This window comes from Mycolicibacterium elephantis DSM 44368 (assembly GCF_004014805.1).
Lineage (GTDB): Bacteria > Actinomycetota > Actinomycetes > Mycobacteriales > Mycobacteriaceae > Mycobacterium > Mycobacterium elephantis.
Map to the genome: position 1 here is coordinate 132,189 of NZ_ATDN01000003.1, position 16,599 is coordinate 148,787.

The window sequence follows — 16,599 nt, forward strand, 5'->3', positions numbered from 1 at the left end:
TACGCCGCCAACACCCGCTCGTCTACGCATGTGGAGGTCATATCGATGAGCACGACGTTCGCCGCCCGACTAAACCGCCTGTTCGACACGGTTTATCCGCCCGGCCGGGGCCCGCACACGTCGGCTGAAGTGATTGCAGCGCTCAAGGCAGAGGGCATCACCATGTCAGCCCCCTACCTGTCTCAGCTTCGCTCAGGCAACCGCACCAACCCGTCCGCAGCGACCATGGCGGCCCTTGCCAACTTCTTCCGTATCAAGCCGGCGTACTTCACCGACGACGAGTACTACGAGAAGCTGGACAAGGAACTGACCTGGCTCGCCAACATGCGCGACGAGGGTGTCCGTCGTATTGCGGCGCGCACCGTCGGCCTGTCGCCAGAGGCCCAGCAGGACCTCGTGCAGAAGGCAGACGAGCTGCGTCGCCGGGAGCATCTGGACGATTAGCCCTCGCTCGCGGGGCGTGAGTGCCCGGCGAAGTGCTGCGCTGAGGTTTCAGCGGCTTTCCAGCGGTGCCGGTTGAGGCTGTGTATTTCCGGACGCGTCACCCGAGCCGCCCTGGGCTCGGGTGAGCGCGCGGTATTGCTGCGCGATCTCGAGGATCCATTCGCGGTCTGAATACGTCTCCGGCTGGCGCAGCCAACCGGGCCCGGGAAAATCCACCTTGTGGCCGTTCGGGGCGTCTTCGCGGCCGGTGTAGATCCATCGCGCGATCGCCCTCGCCTGTTCACTCGGCGGCACGTCGGGCGTCTCGATCTCCTCGCCGTCGTCGTCGCTGTGGGAACCGTCGCGGTTGGCGTCCGCTGCGGTGGCCTCCAGGAACAGCGCATCGGAGATCAGCGACATCCGTTCGGCCACCCGGAACGCCAGCGGGCCGCGCGGGCGCACCCCGATTCCGATGTCGGAATGCCGCCGCCCCAACTCGGTCAGCAGCGGTTGGATCACCCTGAGTTCCCGGCGCGCGCCGAACCAGTCCTCGACGCTGGGCAGCAGCGATCCCGCCGCGACGACGAGCATGGCGCACCCCAGCAGCGTCGCAGCGGTGCGCACGCCCACGGGCCCGGTGTCACCGACCACCCGCAGGAAGAAGAACCCCGAAGCCGCCACGATCAGCACGATCCCGACGGTGAAGACGAACAGTGCGCGGCCCCGCCGGCTGCGGTTGGAATAGCGCATCCCCGCCCACGACACCAGCGAAAGCGCGAGCAGGACGTACAGCAGCGGCAGCAGCCACGGAAGCGAGTTGCCGCCGCCCGAGTTGAGGTTCTGTCGCAGGTACTCGTCGGGCGACATCTCCGGCTGTTGCCCGGCGCTGAAGAAGCCCACCAGGCTCACCACGGCGATCACCCCCGCGATGCCGTACTGCACCATGGCGACCTTGCGGATGGTGGCGGGTTTACGTCCTGAGGAGACGGTGGTGATCATCACGCAGCTGCCGGCCGCGCAGCCGATCAAGGCGACCTGGGTCAACCCCATCGACATGTTCGGCCAGCGCAACGCCGTGTCGATCAGCAGCGTCAACGGCGGCCAGTTCAGCGCGGCGACCAGCCCCAGGCTGCCCAACGCCAGGATCATCGCCGTGCTCACCAGGGACTGCTTGTTGACCAGTGCCCAGCCGATACGCAGTCCGGTGGCCAATCCGAGCAGACCGGCGATCACCCAGACGATCAACCAAATGCCTCTCCGAGCCGTACTTGGACGATCGAGGACCGGTCCGACGGCAACCGGCCCAACCGGTACAGCAGCAGCGCCGCGAAGTCCTCGGCCTCCTGCTCAGCGTCCTCACCCGCGGGCCCCATGCAGCCAGTCCGCTGGTTGAGCATGTATCCGATGAGGTCGAAGCTGGCCACCTCGACGTTCTCGCGGGCCGCCTCCACCACCGGCATGCCCTCGTGGCCGAGCACCAGATGACCGAGTTCGTGGGCCAGGGTCCGGTCCCATGCGGGCAGGCCCTTCTGGATCAGGAACACGTCGCGGTCGGTGTACTGCCGCCACTGCCCACACACCCCGGGCGGCAGGTCGGCCATCTTGAGTTCGATCGGTCGGCCCCGGTCCTCGCTGACCGCTTCGACGAGTCGGGTCAGTGAGACCTCACCTTGTCGCGGGGCCAGGTCTAGCACCGCACCCACGGCGCGGGTGACACGGCGGCTGGCAGCCATCAAAACCCCCTTCAACGCGTCCACTATGCTCGCTTCGCCCCGTCGGGGCGGGCATTTCTGGCCAGTTGACCCAATCTCGCGGTTCCCCCAGTGGTCCAGCATGCCCGCATCGCATGGTGCTGCCAAGCCCACCACCGTCGACCCGGCTGCACCGGACGATAATGTTGGGCTGCACCGCAACCAGAACCACAGCCGGGAGGCACTCGGGATGAGCCCGTTCAAGCGACGCAAGACTCGCGCCACCCGTCGAGCCGAGGCGCGCGCCATCAAGGCCAAGGCCAAGCTCGAGGCCAAGCTGGCGGCCAAGAACGAGCAGCGTCGCTTCAAGGCTGAACGCAAAGCCGAGGCCAAAGCGCTCAAAGCCCAGCTGAAGGCGCAACGCGAAAGCGACAGGGCCGCGCTCAAAGTGGCCGAGACACAGCTGAAGGCCGCACAGGAAGGCAAGATCTTCGCCCCCGGCCGGATTCGCCGGCTGCTCACGGTGACCCGGCTGCTCGCCCCGGTCGTGGTGCCGATCGCCTACCGCGCCGCCACCTCGATGCGGGGCGTGCTCGACGAACGGCGCGCCGAACGCCTGGGCGTTCCGATCACCCAGCTCGGCCAGTTCTCCGGGCAGGGCGGCGAACTCTCGGCCCGCATCGCAGGCGCGGAGAACTCGGTGCGGCTGGTCGCGCAGAAGAAGCCGAAGGACGCCGAGACCAAGCAGTTCGTCGCGGCCATGACAGAGCGGCTCAGCGACCTGTCGGCCGCCGTCACCGCCGCTGAGCACATGCCGACGCCGCAGCGGCGCGCCTCGCACGCCGCGATCGCCCGCCAACTCGATGGCATCGACGCCGACCTGATGGCACGGCTCGGCGTGGCCTGAGGTTACCATGTCGCCATCCCGCGTCGCGGCCCGGATTCGGGGGCTGTCCTGCGGTCTGCTGACCGCGGCGCTCGCGGTCGCCGCACACGGCACGGGCGGCGGCACGCCACCGGCCGGAGCGTCGGCCATCCAACTGGCCGTGCTGGCCGCGACCGTGGGAGCGGCGGCAACGGCGATGCCACGCGCAGGCGACATCCGCGTCTTGACCGGCGTGCTCGCCGTCGGGCAACTCCTCGGGCACCTCATGCTCGCCGCCGGCCACGCCCACACGCACGGCGCCGCCCCGCCCGCATGGGCGATGCTGGTCACCCACGCGATCGCCGTCGGGGCCGGTGCGGTCCTGATCGCCACCGGCGAGCGGTTGTGGCGCGCCGCCTCGCGCGTCGTGGGCACGATGGTGCGCGTCGTGCGCCCGCCGGTGGCCGCGACGACGGTCACCGCCGTTCGCCGCGCCGAGCAGCCGCTACGTTCGGCGCTGTTGCTCGCCGCTTCGGTGTCACACCGGGGTCCACCCGTCGGCGCCCTCCGCTGACCTGACCCTTCATCGACACCAGAAAGCAAAGAAAAAGATGAGTTCCATTGCGAAGGCGTCCTCGCGCGCCCTCATCACCGTGGCCGCCGCTGCCTCGACCGCGTTGGTCGGTGGGTTCGCGGCCGCCGGGGCGGCGTCGGCGCACGTCCATGCCGAGACCGACCACGCCGCACCCGGCAGCACCGCCATCGTCACGTTCCGGGTACCCGGTGAGTCCGACACCGGCGCGCTGACAACAGAATTGAGCGTCGAACTGCCCGACGTGACATCGGTCCGCACCGAGGCGATGCCCGGGTGGACGGCTCGCCTCGACCGTGACGTCGCCGCAGGCACGGTCCGGTCGGTCACCTGGACCGCCGAGCCCGGCACCGGCATCTCCTCCGACCAGTTCGCCCTGTTCCGGATATCGGCGAAGCTGCCGGACGGCGACTCGGTGAGCTTCCCAACCATCCAGACCTACTCGGACGGCACAGTGGTTCGCTGGGATCAGCCCCCGGTGCCCGACGGTGCCGAGCCCGAATACCCGGTCCCCGTGCTGGAATTGGCCGAGCCCGCCCCGGCGCAGCCGGCGACGGTCGACGCGGCGGCCCGCTGGCTGGCCGGCGGCGCACTGGCGGTGGCCGCGGCCGCGGTGGCGGTGGCCCTGACAAGGAGGCGGTCATGAAACGCGTTCTCGCGATGGCTCTGTTGACGGTCGGGCTGGTGGCCGGCGTGCTGGCCGGGGCACCGGACGCGTCCGCGCACGCCACCCGCATCGCCACCGACCCGGCCGAGAATGCCGAGCTGACAGAGTCACCGCCCACTGTCAGCGCGACGTTCAACGAAGCGATGCAGCCGCAGTTCGCGGCGATGACCGTGGTGGGACCCGACGGCAACCTGTGGTCGACCGGCGAGCCCACGGTCGAGGGCGCGGTCGTCAGCGTCGGGGTGCGCCCACTCGGCCCGGCAGGCACCTACACGGTGAACTACCGGGCGACCTCGGCTGACGGCCATGTCGTCTCCGGTTCGTGGAGCTTCGAGCTGACGGTCGCCGGCACCGGGACGCCCGGGCCGTCGGCGACCACGGCCGACGATTCGGGCGACGGCGGGATTCCGATGTGGCCGCTTTACGTCGGGGTCGTCGTCATCGTCGGCGCGGGCGTCCTGTGGGCGGTACGGCGACGCACGTGACGCGGCACAGCGCGGTGGCCGGTGGAGCGTTGGTGGTGGCGGCCGCGGCGGTGCTGGCGTGGGCGCTGGCCTACCCGCAGGCCTCGCTCACCGCGACGCTGGTGCGCGCGATCTCGGTCTGTGCTGCGGTCGTCACCCTGGGGCTGGCGGCGGTGCCGATGCTCGAAGGGGATCGGCACCGCGCCGAGGTGACATCCAGGGCCGCGACGCCGCTGGCCGCCGCCGCCGGAGTCTGGCTGCTGGCCGAGTTGACCCGGTTGGTGGTGGCGGCCGCGCAGACCGCCGGCGTCGGGGTGTTGCGGCTTGACCTCGGCACGCTGGCTGATTTCCTGGTCGCGACGACGGCGGGGCGGTCCGGGCTCGTCGCGCTGGGCGCGGCGGCGGTGGTGTGCGTGGCGGCGCTCGCAGCGCCCCGCGGCATGCCGACCGTCGTGGTGCTGACCGGGGTGGCCGCCGTCGGCGTGGTGGCGCGGCCGCTGACAGGGCACTTCTCGGACAGCGCGCTGGGCGGGTTCGCGGTGGCGGTGCACATGCTGGCCGCGGCGCTGTGGTGCGGCGCGCTGGCCGCGCTGCTGCTGACGGTCGAGCATCGCGGCCAGTGGGCACGGCTGTTGCCGCGGTTCTCGACGCTGTCGCTGTGGTGTGTGCTGGCGCTACTGGCCGGCGGTGTGCTCGGTGCTGCGGTGCGACTGGATTCGGTCGCGGAGTTGTACGCCACCGGATGCGGCCGGGTGTTGTCGGTGAAAATCGCGGTGACCGCCGCGTTGGTGCTGCTGGGCTGGCGAAACAGGACGATGTGGCTGCCCGCCGCGCGGTCGCATCGGGCCACCGCGGTGGTGTCACGGTCACGGTCGGTGGTCGAATTGACGGTGATGGCCGTCGCGCTGGCCCTTGCCGCTGGACTGGCCGTCACCAGTTAGCGCATGGCCGACCTGGCATGATGGGACCGTTGCCGGTTCCCGCGCGCATGCCCACAGGCCGAGACAGAGAAACTGCAAAGGAGCAGCCCAATGGCAGACCAGCAGGGCCGACCCGACGAGAAGCCGGAAGGTGTGCCGCCGGCCGCCGAGTCGGGACCGCCGGTGCCGGACGCGCAGTCCAGCGAACAGCCGCCCGCCGAGAAACCACCGGCCAAGGCAGCGAAGAAGACGCCGGCCAAGAAGGCCCCCGCCAAGGCAGCGAAGAAGACGCCTGCGAAGAAGGCGGCCCCGGCCAAGAAGGCGCCGGCCAAGAACGGCGCGGCCAAGAAGGCACCGGCCAAAAAGGCGCCCGCCAAGAAGGCTCCGGAGCCGGCCGCGGCGCCGAAACCGCCGACCCCCGACGAGAGCCTGACGTCGGCAGCGAAAGTCACCGCTGCGCAGGCCAAGGCCGCGGTGGCGAGCGCGAGCAACCCCGTCTCGGGGCCCGAGCCGCTTCCGCCGCCGGGCCCGGAGTCGTCGCGGCTGCCGATCGCGGCCGCCGTCGCGGCCGTTGTGCTGGCGATCCTCGTCGTGCTGCTGGTGCGCCGCAGCGGCGGCAAGAACTGATCGCACTTGACCCTCACGCGACGTCAGGGTCGATAGTGGCGTCATGGACGCCAGAACCGTCGGCGCGGTAGCCGCCCTCATCGGGGTTTCGGTGCGGACCCTGCACCACTTCGACCACATCGGTCTGGTGGTGCCGAGCATCCGCACCTCGGCCGGCTACCGCGGCTACACCGATGCCGACATCGAGCGACTGCATCTGGTGCTGGTGTACCGATCGGTCGGGCTGCCGCTCGAGGAAATCCGCGCCCTGCTCGACGGGGACGCCGATGTGCTCGAGCGCCTCCAGCACCAGCACCGCCTGCTGCTGGAGCAGGCCGACCGCCTGCAGCACACGATCAAAGCAGTGGAGGAACTGATGAGCGCACACCGCAGCGGAATTCAACTCACGGCCGAGGAGCAGATCGAGATCTTCGGCACCGAGGCGTTCAGTGACGAGTACGCCGCCGAAGCCGAAGAGCGCTGGGGCGGCACCGAGGAGTGGCGGCAATCGCAGCAGCGAACCGCGCAGATGACCAAACAGGACTGGATCGACTTCAAGGCGGAGAACGACGCGCTTCTGGCGGCGCTCGCGTCGGCCAAGCGCGACGGCGTCGAACCCGGTTCGGCGACGGCCAACGAGCTCGCGGCGCGCCATCGGGCCAACATCGAGCGGTTCTACGACTGCAGCGATGACATGCATCGTTGCCTCGGCGACATGTATGTCGAGGACGAGCGCTTCGGCAACTTCTACAACGACGCCGAACCCGGCCTGGCCCAGTGGGTCCGCGACATCATCGTCGCTAGCATCGAGCGGTGAGCATCGAGCCCCGCCCCACCGCAGACCTGGTCGACGAGATCGGCCCCGACGTCCGTAGTTGCGACTTGCAGCTGCGCCAGTACGGCGGCCGTGCGCAGTTCGCCGGACCGATCACCACGGTGAAGTGCTTTCAGGACAATGCGCTGCTGAAATCGGTGCTGTCCGAAGCGGGCCACGGCGGGGTGTTGGTGATCGACGGCGGCGGCTCGCTGCACGCCGCGTTGGTCGGCGATGTCATCGCCGGCCTGGGCGTGGAAAGCGGCTGGGCGGGGCTGATCATCAACGGTGCCGTGCGGGACGCCGCGACGCTGCGCACCCTCGACATCGGTGTCAAGGCGCTGGGCACCAACCCCCGTAAGAGCACCAAGACCGGTGCCGGGCAACGGGATATCCCGGTGGGGTTCGGCGGCGTCGTGTTCACGCCCGGCGACGTCGCCTACAGCGACGACGACGGCATAGTGGTCGTCAGCCCCTAGACCTTCACCGGCGCGCGGTGTTTGGTGAACTTCAGCGCCTCGTCGTCGACCTTGCCGTGGCGAATCAGGCGCAGGTCGAAGAAGTAGTTCTGCTTGAGCCGCCACGGCGGGACATGGCCGGCCTTGGGCAGGTAGTCCAGCGCACGCAGCACGTAGCCAGGGGTGAAGTCCATCAGCGGGCGTTCGTCGACCTTATTGCCGGGATGCTGCGGTTCGACGGTGTCATACCCCTTGGCATCCATGTAATCGAGCAGGCGACAGACGAACTCGGACACCAAGTCGGCCTTCAGCGTCCACGAGGCGTTGGTGTAGCCGATGGTGAACGCCATGTTGGGCATGTGGGTCAGCATCATGCCCTTGTAGGCCATCGTGCTGTTGAGCTCGATGGTCTCACCGTTGCGCGAGATCGACGCACCGCCGAACAGCTGCAGGTTCAAACCCGTTGCGGTGACGATGATGTCGGCCTCGAGCTCTTTGCCGGACGCCAACTTGATACCGGTCTTGGTGAACCGCTCGATCGTGTCGGTGACGACGTCGGCCTTACCCTTGCGGATGACCCTGAACAGGTCGCCGTTGGGCGCCAGGCACAACCGCTCGTCCCACGGGTTGTACTTCGGGTTGAAGTGCGTGTGGACGTCGTAGCCCTCGGGCAGCCGCTGCTGGGCCATCTTCAGCAGGATCCTGCGCATCGCGTTCGGGAAGCGCCGGGCGAACTGGTAGCGACCCGACTGCACTGCGATGCTCTTCCAGCGGTTGATCACATAGGCCGCCTTCTCGGGCAGCGTCTTGTTCATCCGGACGCTGAACTGGTCGACGTCGGGCAGTGAACCGATGTAGGTGGGCGAGCGCTGGAGCATCGTGACGTGGCCGGCACCCGAATCGGCAAGCGCGGGAACGAGAGTCACCGCCGTCGCACCGCTGCCGATCACCACGATCTTCTTGCCCTGGTAGTCGAGGTCCTCCGGCCAGTGCTGCGGATGGATCAGCGTCCCTTCGAAGTCGTCATAGCCCTCGAACTTCGGCAGATAACCCTCGTCGTAGTTGTAGTAGCCGCTGCAGGCGAACAGGAAGGATGACTTGATCTCGACGTCCTGCCCGTCGCGCTGGACGCGCACTGTCCACTGGTGCTCGTCGTCGGACCAGTCGGCGCCCAGCACCTTGTGGCTGTAGCGGATGTGCTTGTCGATGCCGTACTCGGTGACCGTTTCCTTCAGGTAGGCCATGATCGACGGGCCGTCGGCGATGGCCTTCTCCGACGTCCAGGGCTTGAACCGGAAGCCGAGGGTGAACATGTCGGAGTCCGAGCGGATGCCCGGGTACCTGAACAGGTCCCAGGTGCCGCCCAGGTTCTCGCGGCGCTCCAGTATCACGTAGCTCTTGCCGGGACAGCGGTCCTGCAGGTGCCAGGCGGCGCTGATACCGGAGATGCCCGCACCCACGATTACGACGTCGACAAATTCAGTCATGCTGTAAAGCTATCAACGGTGCGTCGAGCGAGTCAACATGGTGTCGATAATTTCGACATCGTGTAAAGTCGCGTGGGTGACCACCGCCAGCCAACCCCGCACCGCCCGTGGCCGCCGCACGAGCCGGCCCTCCGGCGACGAACGTGAACAGGCGATTCTGGCGACGGCGGAGCGCCTTCTCGAGCAGCGTGGCTTGGCGGACATCTCGGTCGATGACCTGGCCAAAGGGGCGGGTATCTCGCGGCCGACGTTCTACTTCTACTTCCCGTCCAAGGACGCGGTCGTGCTGGCGCTCGTCCGGCAGGTGATCGATGAGGCGGATCACAATGCCGATGAAGCCATGGGCGGCCTGGATGCCTCCGTCGACCCCGCCGGCGTGTGGAAGGCGATCAATGCGCTGTTCGAAACGTTCGGTTCGCATCGAGCCGTGACGCTCGCCGGCGCTGCCGCGCGGCCGTCCAACTCCGAGATCCGGGAGGTGTGGTCGCGGTTCATGCAGAAGTGGATCGACTACACGACCGAGTCCATCGATGCCGAACGCGCCCGCGGCGCAGCGCCGGTGACCATCCCCTCGGCCGACCTGGCCGTCGCGCTCAACCTGATGAACGAGCGGACGATGCTGGCGGCGTTCGCCGAGCAGCAACCGGCCGTCGCCCCCGAGAACCTCGTCGACACGCTGGCCCACATCTGGGTCACCAGCATCTACGGCGAACCGCCACACTGACCGCGATTGTCGGCCGGTGATGCGAACATATGTTCGTGTCCAAGTCGGCCGCGGCCATCTTGCACGCTGACCTCGACTCGTTCTACGCGTCCGTCGAGCAGCGCGACGACCCGGCGCTGCGCGGTCGGCCCGTGATCGTGGGAGGCGGCGTCGTGTTGGCGGCGAGCTACGAGGCGAAGGCCTACGGCGTGCGCACCGCGATGGGCGGGCGTCAGGCCCGGCAGCTGTGTCCCCACGCCGTCGTCGTGACCCCGCGCATGTCGGCGTACACGGAGGCCAGCCGGGCGGTGTTCGAGGTGTTCGAGGACACCACGCCCCTCGTCGAACCGCTCAGCGTGGACGAGGCCTTCCTCGACGTGTCCGGGCTGGGGCGGGTCTCGGGCACCCCGGTGGAGATCGCCGCGCGGCTGCGGGCCCGGGTCCGCGACCGGGTCGGGCTGCCCATCACGGTCGGCATCGCGCGCACCAAGTTCTTGGCGAAGGTGGCCAGCCAGGAGGCCAAGCCCGACGGGCTGCTGCTCGTGCCGCCCGACCGGGAACTGGCGTTCCTGCATCCATTGCCGGTGCGACGACTGTGGGGCGTCGGCGCCAAGACCGCCGACAAACTGCACAGCTACGGCATCCAGACGGTGGCCGACGTCGCCGAGCTCAGCGAGTCCACACTGGGCTCGCTGGTCGGCGGGGCGATGGGCAGCAGGCTGTTCGCGTTGTCGCGCAACATCGACCGGCGCCGGGTGGTCACCGGCGTGCGCCGCCGCTCGGTGGGTGCCCAACGCGCCCTCGGCCGGGCAGGCAACGCGATGTCGGCGGCCGAGGTCGACGCCGTCGTCGTCAACCTCGTCGACCGGATCACCCGCCGGATGCGCAAGGCCGGTCGCACTGGACGAACCGTGATGTTACGGCTGCGGTTTGACGATTTCAGCCGGGCCACCCGCTCACACACCATGCCGCGCGCGACGGCGTCGACGGACGCGATCCTGGCCACGGCGCGGTCTTTGGTGGCGGCCGCCGCTCCGCTGATCGCCGAGCGGGGCCTGACGCTGGTCGGCTTCGCGGTGTCGGGCATCGACCGCGAAGGCGCACAACAGTTGGAGTTGCCGTTCGAGGAACACGCCGATCCGATCGCGCTCGCCGCCGCGGTCGACCAGGTGCGACGGCGGTTCGGGAATGCAGCGGTCACCCGCGGGGTGCTGCTCGGCCGCGATCCGGGCCTGGAGATGCCGCAGCTGCCGGACTAGAAGAACTGCGCGGCAACAAATCCGGCGAACAGCACCGCGAACCCGCCGATCTCACCGACGATGAGCGCCACCATCCCGGCATGCAGGGCCGCGGTGGGGTGCTCGAACTGGTTGGTGGTGTCGCGGCGGGAGCCGTGGTTGATATAGCTCGCGATCGCGACGACGAAGAAGAACACCACCACCATCGCCGCGATCAGGTTCACCCACGCGGGCCAGCGGCTCAGTTCGACGAACACCGCGAGCAGCAGCGTGGCGAACGAGTACAGCAGCGCCGCGCGGTGCGCGATGTCCACATACGGGTGCGCCAGGTGGTTCTCCGCCGTGGCCATCTGCCGGTACTTCCACACGCCGAGCACCAGCGCCAGCAGGAAGATCAGCCCCGCGGCCAGCAGCGTGATCGTCGTGTCGATACCAAGGTCAGCGCGCATGCGCGGAGTGTATCCACCCCGGCTGACGCCGCCGCAGCAGCGTTAGCTCAGAGCTGCTGCTGCGTTTCCAGGAGCGCATAGATGTCTTCGGCTGAAACGATCGAAATGCCGTCCCTGACCGTGACGTAAACACTGTCGGCATCCACCGCGAAATCGATATCGCTTGGGTTGTTACCGACCTCGATCGCTCCACGCACGCCGTACTCGGGGCTGACAACGCGGACGCTGCCGTCACCGCGGGTGGCGACGAGAATCACGTCACCCTCGCGCGTCGCGGCCACGCTTGACGGACGCGGCCCGACGTCGTCGAAGACGGCGATGACCTCGTCGGATTTCGTGTCGATGACGACCAAGTTGTCATTGAGCCCGTCGGTCACGTACGCCCGGTCGCCCACGACGGTGATGCGTTGATCCGCAATGTACCAATAATTCCAGTCACCTTCATACACCACCTTGTACGTCCCGGTCGCGACGTCGACCGCGCCCACATCGTTGATGACGCTGCCGACGTACAGGGTCGTGTTGTCCTCGCTGACGGCGATGACTGCTGTCCGCAGAGCCACGTCGATGACCCGGTTATCCCCGGTTGCCGTGTCGATCACCGACACGGTGCCGTCCTGAAAGTTCGTCACGTACAGCGTGCCGCCGTCGGCGCTGAGCGCCATTGCCGTAGGTTGGCGAACCGCGCCGATCTCGGTCGAACGACCGGTTACGAGGTCCACCTTCCTCACCGCCGTGGCCTCAGCGCCGGACGAAGAGTTGGTGCCGACGTAGGCGTAGCGTCCGTCGCGGCTCATCGTGAAACCCGATGGCGTTACGCCGAGTTCGACGGTGTCGACCCACTCACGGGTGGCGCGGTCGACGATTCGCAGTTCACCACCGGTCAGCACATAGATTCGGTTCCCGTCGTCGGAGAGAAAGGTTTCCGACGGCCGCGCTCCGTCGTCGAACGTGATGGTGTCCGCGTCCTTCGCCGTGACGGTCACGGTCGCGGTGGCCGAGCCACCTCTGCCGTCTCCGATGGTGTAGGTGAACGAGTCGGTACCATCGAAGTCGGGGGATGGCGTGTAGGTGACGACGCCATCGGTCAACTTGACCGTGCCGTTGCCCGCGGGGCCGACGGCGGTCACCGAGAGGTCGTCTCCGTCAGCGTCGGTGTCGTTTCCCAGCACGTCGATGACGTTGGTCGTGGAGTTTTCGTCGACCCGCACGATGTCATCAACAGCGACCGGGGCGTTGTTGACCGGGTCGACCGTCACATACACTGTGGCACTGGCGGTTCCGCCGTTACCGTCGGCGATGGTGTAGGTGAACGAATCGGTGCCGTGGAAGTCGACGTCCGGGGTGTAGGTGATGACACCGTCGGTCAACGTGACCGTCCCATTGCTTGCGGTGCCGACACCAGTCACCGTGAGCTCGTCACCCTCGACGTCGGTGTCGTTGCCCAACACATCGACCACAGTGGCGCCGGAATCCTCGTCAACCGTCACGAAGTCATCGACGGCCTCGGGAGCATCGTTGACCGGATTCACCGTCACATACACAGTGGCCGTGGCGGTTCCGCCGTTACCGTCGGCGATGGTATAGGTGAACGAATCGGTGCCGTGGAAGTCGACGTCCGGGGTGTAGGTGATGACACCGTCGGACAACGGCACGGTCACGTTGACCGACGGTGTCATCACCTACACCCCGGACGCGGACTTCCACGGCACCGATTCGTTCACCTACACCATCGCCGACGGTAACGGCGGCCGTGGCGGTTCCGCCATTACCGTCGGCGATGGTATAGGTGAACGAATCGGTGCCGTGGAAGTCCGCGTCCGGGGTGTAGGTGATGACACCGTCGGTCAACGTGACCGTGCCGTTGTCCGACGGTGTCATCACCTACACCCCGGACGCGGACTTCCACGGCACCGATTCGTTCACCTACACCATCGCCGACGGTAACGGCGGAACCGCCACGTTGTCCGCGGAGCCGACGGTAGTCACCGAGAGCGCGTCCCCGTCGACGTCGGTGTCGTTCCCCAACACGTCGATGACTTTCGCGCCGGAGTCCTCGTCGACCGTCACCGCGTCATCCTCAGCCTCAGGGGCGTCGTTGACCGGATTCACCGTCACATACACAGTGGCCGTGGCGGTTCCGCCATTACCGTCGGTAACGGTATAGACGAACGAATCGACGCCGTGAAAGTCACTTGTCGGCGTATAAGTGAACGAACCATCCTCGTTGAGCGAGACAATGCCATGCAGGGGTTGTTGGGCGAGCTGCACCGACAGGTCATCCCCGTCGACGTCGACGTCGTTGCCCAACACTCCCGGCGCGGGGATGTTCAGCGTCGTGTCCTCGTCGGTGGTGTACATGTCATCCGCCGGGGCAGGCGGATCCTGCTCGGCGGTCACCGTGACCGTCACGGTGGCGGTGGCGGTACCGCCCATGCCGTCGGAGATGGTGTAGGAGAACGAATCCGTGCCGTAGAAGTCCGCATTCGGGGCGTAGGTGATGACCCCGTCGGTCAACGTGGCAGTGCCGTTCGCCGCGGACCCGACGGCGATGACCGCGAGGTCGTCACCGTCGAGATCGGTGTCGTTGTCCAACACGTCGATCACGGTTGCCCCGGAATCCTCAGCGACGGTGACGAAGTCGTCGACCGCCTCGGGGACGTCGTTGACCGGGTTGACCGTCACAGTGACGGTGACGGTGCTGGCATGGCCGGCGTCGCCGCCGAACAGGACGGCCCACAGTCCCCGCAGCCCATGGACATGCAGGGGGCTCTCCTCATCGGAGATCGTGTAGGTGAAGGTATCGGTGCCGTGGAAATCGGCATTCGGGGTGTAGGTCAGGGTGCCACCCTCGTAGGTCACCGTCCCGTTCTGCGGCTGGGTCAACTCGGTCATGGTCACCACATCCCCGGCGACCGCGTCGGGGTCGGTGCCGGTGACGACATCGACGGTGATCGGCGTGTCCTCCGAAGTGGTGATGTCATCGACCACCGGGGTTGGCGTGCGGTTCAGGAGCATGTGCTGCCACTCGCGACGCACCCAGCCCAGCAACGCCCACGCCAACGGTGGCTCGGCAGGCGCCCCAGGTCCTGGCGCCACGAAGGGCGACAGCAGCGCGGCCATGACTGTGCTCGCAATCCCGACCACGTCGCTTGAGGTTTCCGTCGCCGTCGGGGTCGGCTCGTCCTCCACCAAGATCGTCGCCACCTGGACAGATTCGTCCACGAGGGTCTCAGCACTCACCCGGCTCGTCGATGACTCTGCCGGCTGCTGCTGTTCGGTCAGCTCGGAGGCGCGGGGATCATCGACGGGCTCGGCGACGGAAGCCATATCGTCGATACGCTCCGCGGCCTTCTCAACATCATCTGACGCGCCGCCCTGCAGGGCGGAGTCGCGTTGAGTGACTATTGATTCCGGCTCGACCGTAGCGGCCGTACTGTCCTGATCGTCGCCCTCGACGCCGTCGTGCTCGTCGGAGTCTTCATACTCGTCATCGTCGGTCGGCAGGGTGGTGTCGGTGGGCTGCCCGGCGTCGGCGGCGTCATCGGCATCCGAATCGAGACCGTCGCCGTCGTCTCCATCAGGCTCATCGTCGACGGTCCCGCTCTCGGTCTGCGTCGCAGCGGATTCTCCGCCGGCAGCCTGCCCCGATGATGAATCCGCGCCGTCACTCGACGACTCCCCCGAACTGGGCGAATCGCCCGCTGAACCCGGGTTGGCCCACGCCAATCCCGTCCCACCCGTCGCGACGGCGACGCCGACGCCCAACGCCACCGCCAAGGCGCCAACTCGACCTACATACCGCGCATAAGAAGCTGAATTTGCCGCGCGCTCCGCGCGGAAATTATGCCACTTGACGTTGCTGGAAAAACCCTCAATTTTGCTTGCGGCGACCATCGAGTTACCCCTTTCCCCCGACCGCGCATTACAGCGGCGCGTTCACCCATCCCCGGATGCATTCAATGTGGCGACACTAGCAAGGTTGGTAAGCAGGTATAACGTTTTGGGATTAATTGCTTCAGAAACTGTCGCGAACCACGCGCGTACAGGCAGCATTACGCGAGCATGCGGAGTCGGACGCTTTTCAGGGCGCAATATTTATTGCAGATTCCGATTAGCTATCGACGCACGCGTTATAGCCACGGAGCGAATCGATGCGAACGCCGCTTACGGTAACGCCATTTTACGATTCAGTCCAGGCCAACAATTTGTCGGCCGGCCAGGTGTTGACGATCCGCTCCACGGGCACATCCACGTCAAGCGCACGTGAGGCGCCGTAGCCGAGAAACTCGAGCTGGCCGGGCGCATGCGAGTCGGTGTTGATAGAGAACACGCAGCCGATGTCCAGCGCCAGGTTCAGCAGTCGGGTGGGTGGATCGCGGCGTTCGGGCCGCGAGTTGATCTCGACGGCGGTGCCGTGCTCGGCACAGGCGGTGAACACCTTCTCGGCATCGAACTTCGACTCCGCCCGCATGCCGCGCCCGCCGGTGACCAGGCGTCCGGTGCAGTGTCCGAGCACGTCGGTGTGTGGATTGGCCACGGCCCTGAGCATGCGGCGCGTCATCGACGCTTCGTCCATCGCCAGCTTGGAGTGCACGCTGGCCACCACCACGTCGAGGCGTTCCAGCAGCTCCTCCTCCTGGTCGAGCGATCCGTCCTCGAGGATGTCGACCTCGATGCCGGTGAGGATCCGCATCGGCGCGACGGCCTCACGCAGTTCGTCGATCGCGTCGAGTTGCTTGCGCAGCCGGTCGGCGGACAGTCCGTTGGCCACTCGCAACCGCGGCGAGTGGTCGGTCAACGCGCAGTACTCGTGGCCCAAATCCCTTGCCGCCAGCATCATCTCTTCGATCGGCGCGGATCCGTCGGACCAGTTCGAGTGCACGTGTAAATCGCCACGCAGCGCTGCGCGCACGTCGCCGCCACCGAGATCTGCTGCGTTGGAACGTAGTTCGACAAGCGCATCGGGCTCGCCTCCGGCCCACGACTGTGCGATGACCTTTGCCGTCTTGGGCCCGATACCGGGCAGCGATTGCCAGGAGTTGGCCGCCCCATGGCGTTCCCGCTCCTCCGCGGACAGGCGTTCCACGATGTCGGCGGCATTCCGGTAGGCCATCACCCGGCGGGGGTCTTCTCGCGCGCGGTCCTTGTAGTAGGCGATCTGGCGCAGGGCGATGACGGGATCCATACCTCCAGTGTGCCCGGTCAGGGCGCGCGCCATG

The 16,599-nt window shown here is 67.4% G+C and carries 17 protein-coding genes and 2 pseudogenes; 12 read left to right on the top strand and 7 right to left on the bottom strand.

Annotated elements, in window-relative coordinates:
* Positions 1-45: 45 nt before the first annotated feature.
* Positions 46-444: a helix-turn-helix domain-containing protein gene (locus MELE44368_RS04015; RefSeq protein WP_128107338.1), complete on the top strand. Its 399-nt coding sequence runs from the start codon at positions 46-48 to the stop codon at positions 442-444.
* 48 nt (positions 445-492) lie between these two features.
* Here MELE44368_RS04015 and MELE44368_RS04020 read toward each other — a convergent pair whose 3' ends face one another.
* Together MELE44368_RS04020 and MELE44368_RS04025 are read right to left on the bottom strand one after the other, a co-directional pair.
* On the bottom strand, positions 493-1,668 hold the full coding sequence (locus MELE44368_RS04020) for a hypothetical protein (protein ID WP_128107302.1): 1,176 nt from the start codon (positions 1,666-1,668) through the stop codon (positions 493-495).
* Complete coding sequence (locus MELE44368_RS04025; protein WP_128107303.1) at positions 1,665-2,156, bottom strand: ImmA/IrrE family metallo-endopeptidase; 492 nt, start codon at positions 2,154-2,156, stop codon at positions 1,665-1,667. The genes MELE44368_RS04020 and MELE44368_RS04025 overlap by 4 nt, the downstream gene beginning before the upstream one ends.
* A 208-nt stretch (positions 2,157-2,364) precedes the next feature.
* Here MELE44368_RS04025 and MELE44368_RS04030 point away from each other — a divergent pair, with 208 nt between their 5' ends.
* The 8 genes from MELE44368_RS04030 to rraA all read left to right on the top strand — a co-directional run bounded on the left by MELE44368_RS04030 (position 2,365) and on the right by rraA (position 7,521).
* Entirely contained in the window at positions 2,365-3,021 is a 657-nt protein-coding gene (locus tag MELE44368_RS04030; protein ID WP_128107339.1) for a DUF6474 family protein, read from the top strand.
* 7 nt (positions 3,022-3,028) lie between these two features.
* Entirely contained in the window at positions 3,029-3,553 is a 525-nt protein-coding gene (locus tag MELE44368_RS04035; RefSeq protein ID WP_206613675.1) for a hypothetical protein, read from the top strand.
* A 37-nt stretch (positions 3,554-3,590) separates the two neighbouring features.
* Positions 3,591-4,217, top strand: coding sequence for a YcnI family protein (locus MELE44368_RS04040; RefSeq protein WP_128107304.1), 627 nt, complete (start codon positions 3,591-3,593; stop codon positions 4,215-4,217).
* Positions 4,214-4,723, top strand: coding sequence for a copper resistance CopC family protein (locus MELE44368_RS04045; protein WP_128107305.1), 510 nt, complete (start codon positions 4,214-4,216; stop codon positions 4,721-4,723). The genes MELE44368_RS04040 and MELE44368_RS04045 overlap by 4 nt, the downstream gene beginning before the upstream one ends.
* A complete protein-coding gene (locus MELE44368_RS04050) occupies positions 4,720-5,643 on the top strand; it encodes a CopD family protein (protein WP_241566470.1) in 924 nt (307 codons plus the stop codon). The genes MELE44368_RS04045 and MELE44368_RS04050 overlap by 4 nt, the downstream gene beginning before the upstream one ends.
* A 90-nt stretch (positions 5,644-5,733) precedes the next feature.
* The gene (locus tag MELE44368_RS04055; protein ID WP_128107307.1) at positions 5,734-6,249 is read left to right on the top strand and encodes a hypothetical protein; all 516 of its coding nucleotides are present in this window, start codon (positions 5,734-5,736) and stop codon (positions 6,247-6,249) included.
* A 43-nt stretch (positions 6,250-6,292) separates the two neighbouring features.
* Positions 6,293-7,045, top strand: coding sequence for a MerR family transcriptional regulator (locus MELE44368_RS04060; RefSeq protein WP_128107308.1), 753 nt, complete (start codon positions 6,293-6,295; stop codon positions 7,043-7,045).
* Positions 7,042-7,521: a ribonuclease E activity regulator RraA gene (gene rraA / locus MELE44368_RS04065; protein WP_064891619.1), complete on the top strand. Its 480-nt coding sequence runs from the start codon at positions 7,042-7,044 to the stop codon at positions 7,519-7,521. The genes MELE44368_RS04060 and rraA overlap by 4 nt, the downstream gene beginning before the upstream one ends.
* Here rraA and MELE44368_RS04070 read toward each other — a convergent pair.
* Positions 7,518-8,987, bottom strand: coding sequence for a flavin-containing monooxygenase (locus MELE44368_RS04070; RefSeq protein ID WP_128107309.1), 1,470 nt, complete (start codon positions 8,985-8,987; stop codon positions 7,518-7,520). The genes rraA and MELE44368_RS04070 overlap by 4 nt on opposite strands.
* 37 nt (positions 8,988-9,024) lie before the next feature.
* Here MELE44368_RS04070 and MELE44368_RS04075 point away from each other — a divergent pair, with 37 nt between their 5' ends.
* Both MELE44368_RS04075 and dinB read left to right on the top strand, forming a co-directional pair.
* Positions 9,025-9,711, top strand: a complete 687-nt coding sequence (locus tag MELE44368_RS04075) for a TetR/AcrR family transcriptional regulator (RefSeq protein WP_276051027.1) — start codon at positions 9,025-9,027, stop codon at positions 9,709-9,711.
* A 29-nt stretch (positions 9,712-9,740) separates the two neighbouring features.
* Complete coding sequence (gene dinB, locus MELE44368_RS04080) at positions 9,741-10,949, top strand: DNA polymerase IV (protein ID WP_128107311.1); 1,209 nt, start codon at positions 9,741-9,743, stop codon at positions 10,947-10,949.
* Here dinB and MELE44368_RS04085 read toward each other — a convergent pair.
* Positions 10,946-11,377: a hypothetical protein gene (locus tag MELE44368_RS04085; RefSeq protein WP_128107312.1), complete on the bottom strand. Its 432-nt coding sequence runs from the start codon at positions 11,375-11,377 to the stop codon at positions 10,946-10,948. The genes dinB and MELE44368_RS04085 overlap by 4 nt on opposite strands.
* A 47-nt stretch (positions 11,378-11,424) precedes the next feature.
* Positions 11,425-13,056 (bottom strand): Ig-like domain-containing protein, encoded by a 1,632-nt coding sequence (locus MELE44368_RS04090; RefSeq protein ID WP_128107313.1) that lies wholly within the window; start codon positions 13,054-13,056, stop codon positions 11,425-11,427.
* Between MELE44368_RS04090 and MELE44368_RS27470 the strand changes: the two are divergent.
* Positions 13,040-13,093, top strand: a pseudogene (locus MELE44368_RS27470) (hypothetical protein); the annotation flags it as partial. The gene MELE44368_RS04090 and the pseudogene MELE44368_RS27470 sit on opposite strands and share 17 nt — an antisense overlap.
* Before the next feature lie 81 nt (positions 13,094-13,174).
* Here the strand turns inward: MELE44368_RS27470 and MELE44368_RS27400 are convergent.
* Together MELE44368_RS27400 and MELE44368_RS04100 are read right to left on the bottom strand one after the other, a co-directional pair.
* Positions 13,175-15,274 (bottom strand): annotated as a pseudogene (locus MELE44368_RS27400) (Ig-like domain-containing protein); the annotation flags it as partial.
* A 286-nt stretch (positions 15,275-15,560) separates the two neighbouring features.
* The gene (locus MELE44368_RS04100) at positions 15,561-16,565 is read right to left on the bottom strand and encodes a PHP domain-containing protein (RefSeq protein WP_128107315.1); all 1,005 of its coding nucleotides are present in this window, start codon (positions 16,563-16,565) and stop codon (positions 15,561-15,563) included.
* Positions 16,566-16,599: the final 34 nt, after the last annotated feature.

Excerpts from the sequence above, each read along its gene's own strand:
- MELE44368_RS04090 (WP_128107313.1), bottom strand. The coding sequence starts at position 13,056 with ATGACACCGTCGGTCAACGTGACCGTGCCGTTGTCCGACGGTGTCATC.
- dinB (WP_128107311.1), top strand. The coding sequence starts at position 9,741 with ATGTTCGTGTCCAAGTCGGCCGCGGCCATCTTGCACGCTGACCTCGAC.
- MELE44368_RS04035 (WP_206613675.1), top strand. The coding sequence starts at position 3,029 with ATGTCGCCATCCCGCGTCGCGGCCCGGATTCGGGGGCTGTCCTGCGGT.
- MELE44368_RS04030 (WP_128107339.1), top strand. The coding sequence starts at position 2,365 with ATGAGCCCGTTCAAGCGACGCAAGACTCGCGCCACCCGTCGAGCCGAG.
- MELE44368_RS04025 (WP_128107303.1), bottom strand. The coding sequence starts at position 2,156 with ATGGCTGCCAGCCGCCGTGTCACCCGCGCCGTGGGTGCGGTGCTAGAC.
- MELE44368_RS04045 (WP_128107305.1), top strand. The coding sequence starts at position 4,214 with ATGAAACGCGTTCTCGCGATGGCTCTGTTGACGGTCGGGCTGGTGGCC.
- MELE44368_RS04060 (WP_128107308.1), top strand. The coding sequence starts at position 6,293 with ATGGACGCCAGAACCGTCGGCGCGGTAGCCGCCCTCATCGGGGTTTCG.
- MELE44368_RS04055 (WP_128107307.1), top strand. The coding sequence starts at position 5,734 with ATGGCAGACCAGCAGGGCCGACCCGACGAGAAGCCGGAAGGTGTGCCG.
- MELE44368_RS04100 (WP_128107315.1), bottom strand. The coding sequence starts at position 16,565 with ATGGATCCCGTCATCGCCCTGCGCCAGATCGCCTACTACAAGGACCGC.
- MELE44368_RS04085 (WP_128107312.1), bottom strand. The coding sequence starts at position 11,377 with ATGCGCGCTGACCTTGGTATCGACACGACGATCACGCTGCTGGCCGCG.
- MELE44368_RS04075 (WP_276051027.1), top strand. The coding sequence starts at position 9,025 with ATGGTGTCGATAATTTCGACATCGTGTAAAGTCGCGTGGGTGACCACC.
- MELE44368_RS04015 (WP_128107338.1), top strand. The coding sequence starts at position 46 with ATGAGCACGACGTTCGCCGCCCGACTAAACCGCCTGTTCGACACGGTT.
- MELE44368_RS04070 (WP_128107309.1), bottom strand. The coding sequence starts at position 8,987 with ATGACTGAATTTGTCGACGTCGTAATCGTGGGTGCGGGCATCTCCGGT.
- MELE44368_RS04040 (WP_128107304.1), top strand. The coding sequence starts at position 3,591 with ATGAGTTCCATTGCGAAGGCGTCCTCGCGCGCCCTCATCACCGTGGCC.